At 70.0% G+C, this 477-nt stretch carries 1 protein-coding gene; it reads left to right on the top strand.

Features of this window, described 5'->3' with window-relative positions; genetic code table 11:
• Positions 1-477: HtaA domain-containing protein (locus D1J51_RS17725; RefSeq protein WP_205548068.1), on the top strand; the 477-nt coding region annotated here is incomplete at both ends.

Raw genomic sequence — 477 nt, 5'->3', positions numbered from 1 at the left:
TCGTGGGGGTTTCGTGAGTCGTGGCGGAATTACGTGAAGGGGCCTATCGCGAACGGGGGCATCTCGGCGAGTGCGCCGGCCACCGCGGCCGATGATGGCGTTGTCACCTGGGCGAACGGCACCGGGACGGTCGATGTCGAGGCGGGTACCGGCACGATCACCTATGCCGGTGCGATGGTCTCGCGCGGTCACCAGGGCCTGGGCGCGGGCGGCGGCTGGGGGCTGGAGCAGACGCTTGCGAACGCGCAGATCGTGCTGACCTCGCCGACCACGGCGACGCTGTCGGCCGAGGTGACGCAGAGGGCGTATTCTTCGTGGCCCGCCATGAACGGGGAGCGCGTGGTGCTGGCGGATCTGGCGATTCCTGTGGGGGATCTCGCCGATGGGCGGGTGACGGCGAGCGGCACGCTGACCGCGGCGGGCAACGGCGTCTACGTGATCTATCCCGCGGGATCGGCCACCGACCCCGTCACCTTC

This window comes from Leucobacter sp. wl10, assembly GCF_003569785.1.
GTDB lineage: Bacteria > Actinomycetota > Actinomycetes > Actinomycetales > Microbacteriaceae > Leucobacter.
The sequence above is the reverse complement of the archived record's forward strand: the minus strand, read 5'-3'. Positions and strand labels throughout refer to the sequence as shown.